The following is a 6,630-nucleotide window of genomic DNA, read 5'->3' as shown; positions in this document are numbered from 1 at the left end:
ATGGACGGGATGGATGAGGGTGGAAATGGTGCCACCTCGACGGAGATGGAAAACCGCATCGAGGACCTGGAAAGCGAGATCGCGAACGTCTCTTCGACGGCCAATACGGTCCGAAGCGAAAACGAGCAGATCAGTGAAAAAGTCGATGACGTCGAGGAGAACGTCCGAAAGCTGCTCGAGATCTACGAGATGGTCACCCGAGGTGTCAATCCTTTCGTCGATGACGTGAGCCCCGAGGCAGGTATGGGGGGAGGGGGTGGCAGTGACTTCGGACTCTTCGGTGAAGAAGAAGACACAGCCGAAGAAACCGAGGCGGACCTCGGTTCGGACATCGCCGACGCGGAGGCAGAGGGCTTCTTCGAAGACGACGCCTTTGACGATGACTTCGAAGACGCAGACGAACCGTTCGAATCTGGGGAGGAAGGGTTCGACGAGGAGTTCGACGACGATGATCTCGGGGGGGAGAACCTTGGGGACGAGGGCTCCGAAGACGACGGACTCGAAGACAAATCCGGTGACTTTGCGGAGGATGAATCGATGAACGGAGATGAGCTACTGGACGACGATGGTACCGCCGCTGGTGAACCAGACGAAGATTCCACAGGGGATACCGAGGGCGGGACCTCCTTCGAGGAACTCAAAGCCGAGTACGAGTCGGGTGATGCAGAATGGGCCGAACGGGATGAAGCGCCAACAGACCCAACAGAAGAAGCAATTGAGTCAGAAACGAGGACGCCTGAGCCGGAGGAGGAAACTGAAGATCTCTTCCACCAGGACGACCTGGAAAGCGTAAACACCGAAACAGAACCAGGGGTTGCAACGGAGACAGACACATCGACAGTAGCCTCTGAAACCGAGGCTGAGGAACCCCTGGAGGCCGCCACCGAATCGACTGAGCGAGCGATGGACGGCGAATCAGCCGATTCGGCCATGGAAAGCTCACAAGCAAATCAGGCAGATGCACCGAAATCGGATTCCGATTCCGGTTCGGTAACCGGGACAGCGACCGATTCTGGGTTCCAGTTCGGGGCCGCCACGACCGCAGAAACCGCCGACCAACCACATCTTACCAGACCACCGAACGGGTACCTGGCAGATGTAGTCCTCATGGAATGGCTCGAATTCCTCGTTGCGGAGTTTGACGCGCGGAACGCGATCCGGGCGATCAATCACTACGAACGAATCGGGTGGATCGGGGAACCGATGCGCGATCACTGCTTCGAAGTGCTCCAGGGGATCACAGACGGGAACTACCCGTATCGAGACGAGTCAGGGCCGACGGATCTCACGATGAACGATCACCGCCGGAGTCTTCGCTACATCGAAGATCTGGCGACCGGTCATCTCGACCGGGAACTCGGGGATCGAATTACATCACTTACTACACATGGGGTTCAGCGTTAGCGCCGGGACGGCGATCATCCTGGTCGCCGCATTCGCGAGCGTGGGCATGCTTTACACCACGGCGTACAACGGCTACGAACAGGTACAAGACGCCTCGGACATCGAGCAAGAAACGGATCTTACAGCACTCAACACGGAGATCGCCATTACGAACATATCGCGTAACAGTACGAAAAATCCGGATTTAGTCACCGTGACCGCCCAAAACGAAGGCACGAACACACTCTCGGTGGCAGACACGGATCTGCTGGTAAATGGCACCTACAAATCGAACGTTTCGTATAGAATCACGACAAACGGGCAAACCCTTTCAGCCGGCGACAGCGGGACGGATCTCTGGCAACCTCGTGAATCCCTGACGATTACGCTTCGGGAAAACGTCTCGGCTCCGCTCGGGGTCAAATTGGTCTCCGAAACTGGGGTTTCGACGGCGGAGGTCGGTTCGTAAGATGGCAATCGTCTCTTCGGAAACCCTGATTCTATTCATCGCCACCGTGCTCGTCGCTGGGAGTGTCGCCGGGGCTCTCACTGGGGGAGTCAACCAGTTGAGTAGCGCAGTCGGAGACCGAAGTGGTGACGTCAGTGAAGAGATCAGAACCGATGTCGAAATCATTAGCGACCCGGGGAGTTCGGCGGTATACGACGATACAAACAGCACGGTAACGCTCCTCGTCAAAAACACCGGTTCGACCACCCTTGCTGCTGATCCAGGTGATATAGACGTGATCATTGAGGGGGTCTATCGGACAAATGTGAGCACTGAACTCATCGCCGGAACTGAGTGGCGATCAGGGGACGTCGTTCGTGTGACTGTCACGAATATCACGTTCTCTGACACGGACCATCGTATCGTCCTGGATATCAACGGGAACAGCGAGACGTTTGAATTCCGCACAGGAGGAGCATGAGCCAACAAAAGCGACTCTATTCGCTCGGTCTGGACGAACGAGACCGCCTCAATAACGAACTCGGCGGCGGCGTTCCTCGGGGGAGTATCGTGCTAATGGAGGGCGAATACGGGGCCGGCAAAAGCGCTTTGAGTCAACGGTTAGCGTTCGGAATGGGGCAGGAAGACATCTCGGTCACGCTCCTTTCGACGGAACTCACCGTTTCAGGGTTCATCGACCAGATGCATTCACTCGGTTACGGGATCGAAGAGCAACTCCTTGACGAACGGCTCCTGTTCCTTCATGCCGACGTCGATACCGGTGGAAACGCGCTTCGTGGCGGCAACAAGGACAACGCGGATCGGCGAAAATTGCTCAAGCGTCTGATGGAGGCCGATGAGATGTGGGAAGCCGACGTCATCGTCATCGATACGTTCGATGCAATACTCCGGAACGATCCAAATTTCGAGGCTTTGGTGCGGCAAAACGATGAACGGCAAGCCGCCCTTGAGATCATCTCCTTTTTCAGGGATATCGTTACACAAGGGAAAGTCATCATTTTGACCGTCGACCCATCGACTGTCGACGAGGAAGCCATCGGGCCGTTCAGGTCTATCGCCGACGTCTTCCTGGAGTTGCAGATGGTAGAGGTCGGAAACGACGTCAGACGGTCGGTTCAGGTCCGGCGGTTCGCGGGAATGGGTGAACAGGTCGGGGACTCCATCGGGTATTCGGTCCGGTCTGGCACTGGAATCGTCATCGAAAGCCGGAGCGTGGCCTAAATGGCAGACCACGGCACTCGAGAACTCGGACACGAATTGCGTGAGTCAGCAAGCAGACATCCACATCTGCGGGAGTACCTGCAGCGATTCAAGCAGTTCACCGGCGAATTCCCCGAGTATATCGAGGAGCCATCAGGGGAGTGGGAGGTCGATAAGCCAAACGTCATTTACAACGTCGGGGGACCGATATTCTGTCACATTTACGGTGACGTGGGAAAAGACACGAAGTATCACACCATCGAACCAGAACTCTCCGGGCCAGAAGAGGCAGTGTTCGAAAGGGTCAGAGACCGGATCCTCGAAAAATCGGTCAAACACCCAGCGCCGGAAAATGAGGCCGAGTATACCGATCGAATCGAGGAGTTGCTCGAAGACACTGTGCGGATCGGCAAGGCCGCCGAAAGCCTTCTGAGTCGAATCAGTTCCGCCGCTCCCGACCGACTCCAACGGGACTCCCGTGGACAGATATCCTTCGATGTCGACGTCGAGGCCAACTTCCCCAGCGAGTTATTGGGGAACGCGATGTCCGCCGCCGGAAAGCCCGGTCGAATGCTTCAGGAGACGGTCGAAAGCCAACTCGGATACGGTCGGATTCCGGTCTCGGAAACGACCTACAACACGATGCGATATCAGCTCAATCGTGATATCGTCGGTCTCGGGCCGCTGGAACCGGTGATGCGGGACCCGTATAACGAGGACATTCACGTGATCGGGCCCAGCCAAACCTACGTCGATCACGGGACCTACGGGCTCCTTCCGACCACCGTGGATTTCGGCGAACCGGAAGAGTTCGACAATTGGCTGCGCAATATCGGTGAGCGAATGGGCGATCCAGTCTCCGATTCGGACCCCATCGTGGACTCGACGCTCCCGGATGGGTCACGTATCAACATCATCTATTCGAGTGATGTGAGCCTGAAGGGGCCCTCGCTTACCATCCGACAGGGGGACGAAGTCCCGCTATCGGTCGGTCAAATTACGAAATGGGGGACACTTTCGCCGGAACTAGCCGCGTACCTCTGGTTGTGCCTGGAGAACGAGCAAACAATCTTCGTCGTGGGGGAGACTGCGTCCGGAAAGACGACGACGCTCAACTCCATCATGACGTTCATCCCACGGGATTCGAAGATTTATACGGCGGAGGACACCGCCGAAGTGCTCCCACCTCACGACACCTGGCAACAGTTGCTCACCCGGGAAGGAGGGGGCGAGAACAGCGCTGACGTCGATATGTTCGACCTGGTGGCAGCAGCACTTCGCTCCCGGCCGGACTATATCGTCGTCGGCGAGGTTCGGGGCGAAGAGGGGCGGATGGCCTTCCAGGCGGCCCAGACCGGTCACCCGGTAATGCTGACCTTCCACGCGAGCGACATCGTGTCGATGATCCAGCGGTTCACTGGCGACCCGATCAACGTCCCGGAGACTTTCATGGACAACGCGGACGTCGCGCTGTTCCAAAATCGAGTGAAACAGGGCGACGACGTGCTCAGACGGGTGACCAGCGTCCAGGAGATCGAAGGGTATTCGAAGGAAATGGGCGGTGTCGTGACTCGTCAGTCCTTCTACTGGGACCCGGTCGAAGACGAGATCGTCTTCCAGGGGCGGAACAATTCCTACGTCCTCGAAGAGCAGATCGCGACCCTTTTGGGCTATGAGGATACCCGGGAGATTTACGACGAGATGGACTTCCGCACCGAGATCATGGAACGGATCATTCAGGAAGACCTGATCGGGTATCACGACTTCAACGACACCATTTCGGCGTTCCAACGTGACGGCGTCGAAGGACTCCCGTTCACAATGGCCCGTCGGGACCTCTGACATGGCCACTGAATCGGAGACCGACAGTAACGGAGAATCCATCGACATCACCAACGCGTTTGGTGACATTGCCGAATCCTATCGGCAGATGCAGATTCCCGTCTCCAGGTACGTCACCTGGATTGTTCTCCCTGGGGTTGGCTTCTTCGTCCTCACCGTGGTCGCCGGAATCGTTCTGGACTTCCCGCTCGTGGTTCGGCTCCCGATGCCAGCTCTCGGGCTATTGCTCGCGGTCGCCGCACTTATCTACCCGAAAATCCGGCTGGACCAGCGTCGGAAGCGGATGAACGAGGTCTTTCATTTGTACGTGACCCACATGACCGTGCTTTCGACGACCAACATCGACCGGGTCGAGGTCTTCCGCCGGATCGCCCGGATGGACGATTATGGGCCGCTCTCTGAGGAAACTCGCCGGATCGTTCAGTTGGTCGATACGTGGAATCAAAGTCTCGACGACGCCTGCCGGCGTCGGGCGAAGAAAGTCCCGAGTGACGCAGTGTCGGACTTCTTCGATCGACTGTCCTACACCATCAACGCCGGAGAGGACCTGTCGAGTTATCTGGTGAGCGAACAGTCGACGATCATCCAGAACTACACGACCATCTACGAGGGGCAACTCGGGAACCTGGAAGTGATGAAAGACCTCTACCTTTCGATGATCCTCTCGGTGACGTTTGCCCTGGTGTTCGCGACGGTTTTGCCGGTCATCTCCGGCACCGACCCCACGATGACGGTCTCCGCCGTCGTGGTCATGTATACATTCATCCAGTTAGGCTTCCTGTACGCGATTTACACCGTCTCACCGACCGACCCGATCTGGTATTTCCCACCGGAACAGACAACCCCAACAGAGCGGCGGTTGCAATACGCAGTCGCTGCCGGAGTCGGTCTGTCCGCCCTCACCATCGTCGGTGTCAGTGTGGTCATGTTCGGGTTTACGGGGATCGACCCGGAAACGATTCCACTCCCGATTTATGCGGCCGTTCCAACGACACCCCTCCTCATCCCGGGATTGGTCGCTCGGAGCGTCGAAGCAGACATCAAAGGCCGGGACGAGGAGTTCGTGAGTTTCATTCGGGCACTGGGTGCCAGTGAAACGGCCCAACAAACCACTACGACGGCCGTGCTCTCGACGCTCCGCCGGAAGGATTTCGGCGCGCTCACCAAGAATATCGACGAACTGTACACGCGACTCAAAATGCGGCTCTCCCCCGAGGCAGCCTGGCGGTTTTTCACTGCCGATGCGCAGTCCTACCTCATCCAGAAGTTCAGTGAGATGTACCTCATCGGGCGCCAGATGGGTGGTGATCCGAAACACCTCGGGGAACTCATCAGCGAAAACATGAACGAGGTGATGCAGTTGCGCGAACGTCGTGATCAGTCGACGATGACCCTCATCGGTGTGATTTACGGTATTACCGCCGCAGCGACCTTTGCCTTTTTCATCGGACTTGGGATCGTCGAACAGCTATCGGCAATGACCCTTGGCATGAACACACCAGCCGGATTCGACTTCAACTCGCTGATCAATACGGAGGTGTATAATATCGCACTGATCGAGTTTCTGCTGACCCTCACCGTTCTGGTAAACGCGATGATCTCCTCTCTTATCGTCCGGGTCGTGGACGGCGGCCACAAAGTGAACTCCTTTATGCACTTTGTCTTACTGACCTGGCTGGGCGCCATCATCGGGTCGATGACAATGGAATTGGTCGGCTCATTGTTGGGGATCTAAG

Annotated in this window: 6 protein-coding genes; all 6 read left to right on the top strand. The window is 57.0% G+C overall.

The genetic code is table 11. From position 1 onward, the window contains the following. A partial coding sequence (locus tag V5A26_RS08595) for a FlaD/FlaE family flagellar protein (RefSeq protein WP_332322336.1) occupies window positions 1-1,404 on the top strand: 1,404 nt, incomplete at its 5' end. Further along, window positions 1,388-1,852: a fla cluster protein FlaF gene (locus V5A26_RS08590; RefSeq protein WP_332321603.1), complete on the top strand. Its 465-nt coding sequence runs from the start codon at window positions 1,388-1,390 to the stop codon at window positions 1,850-1,852. The genes V5A26_RS08595 and V5A26_RS08590, both read left to right, overlap by 17 nt. A 1-nt stretch (window position 1,853) precedes the next feature. Then, entirely contained in the window at window positions 1,854-2,312 is a 459-nt protein-coding gene (locus V5A26_RS08585) for a flagellar protein G (RefSeq protein ID WP_332321604.1), read from the top strand. Beyond that, window positions 2,309-3,073: an ATPase domain-containing protein gene (locus tag V5A26_RS08580; RefSeq protein ID WP_332321605.1), complete on the top strand. Its 765-nt coding sequence runs from the start codon at window positions 2,309-2,311 to the stop codon at window positions 3,071-3,073. Before V5A26_RS08585 ends, V5A26_RS08580 begins: the two co-directional genes overlap by 4 nt. Further along, complete coding sequence (locus tag V5A26_RS08575) at window positions 3,074-4,894, top strand: type II/IV secretion system ATPase subunit (protein ID WP_332321606.1); 1,821 nt, start codon at window positions 3,074-3,076, stop codon at window positions 4,892-4,894. A gap of 1 nt (window position 4,895) precedes the next feature. Further along, entirely contained in the window at window positions 4,896-6,629 is a 1,734-nt protein-coding gene (gene flaJ / locus V5A26_RS08570; RefSeq protein WP_332321607.1) for an archaellar assembly protein FlaJ, read from the top strand. The last annotated feature ends 1 nt before the right edge of the window (window position 6,630 follow it).

Source organism: Halodesulfurarchaeum sp. (assembly GCF_036626455.1).
In the GTDB taxonomy this organism is placed as follows: domain Archaea; phylum Halobacteriota; class Halobacteria; order Halobacteriales; family Halobacteriaceae; genus Halodesulfurarchaeum.
This window is presented reverse-complemented; position numbering and strand designations above follow the sequence as displayed.

Bases quoted from the DNA above. Each gene is read 5' to 3' on its own strand.
- V5A26_RS08580 (WP_332321605.1), top strand. From the start codon at position 2,309: ATGAGCCAACAAAAGCGACTCTATTCGCTCGGTCTGGACGAACGAGAC.
- V5A26_RS08585 (WP_332321604.1), top strand. From the start codon at position 1,854: ATGGCAATCGTCTCTTCGGAAACCCTGATTCTATTCATCGCCACCGTG.
- V5A26_RS08575 (WP_332321606.1), top strand. From the start codon at position 3,074: ATGGCAGACCACGGCACTCGAGAACTCGGACACGAATTGCGTGAGTCA.
- flaJ (WP_332321607.1), top strand. From the start codon at position 4,896: ATGGCCACTGAATCGGAGACCGACAGTAACGGAGAATCCATCGACATC.
- V5A26_RS08590 (WP_332321603.1), top strand. From the start codon at position 1,388: ATGGGGTTCAGCGTTAGCGCCGGGACGGCGATCATCCTGGTCGCCGCA.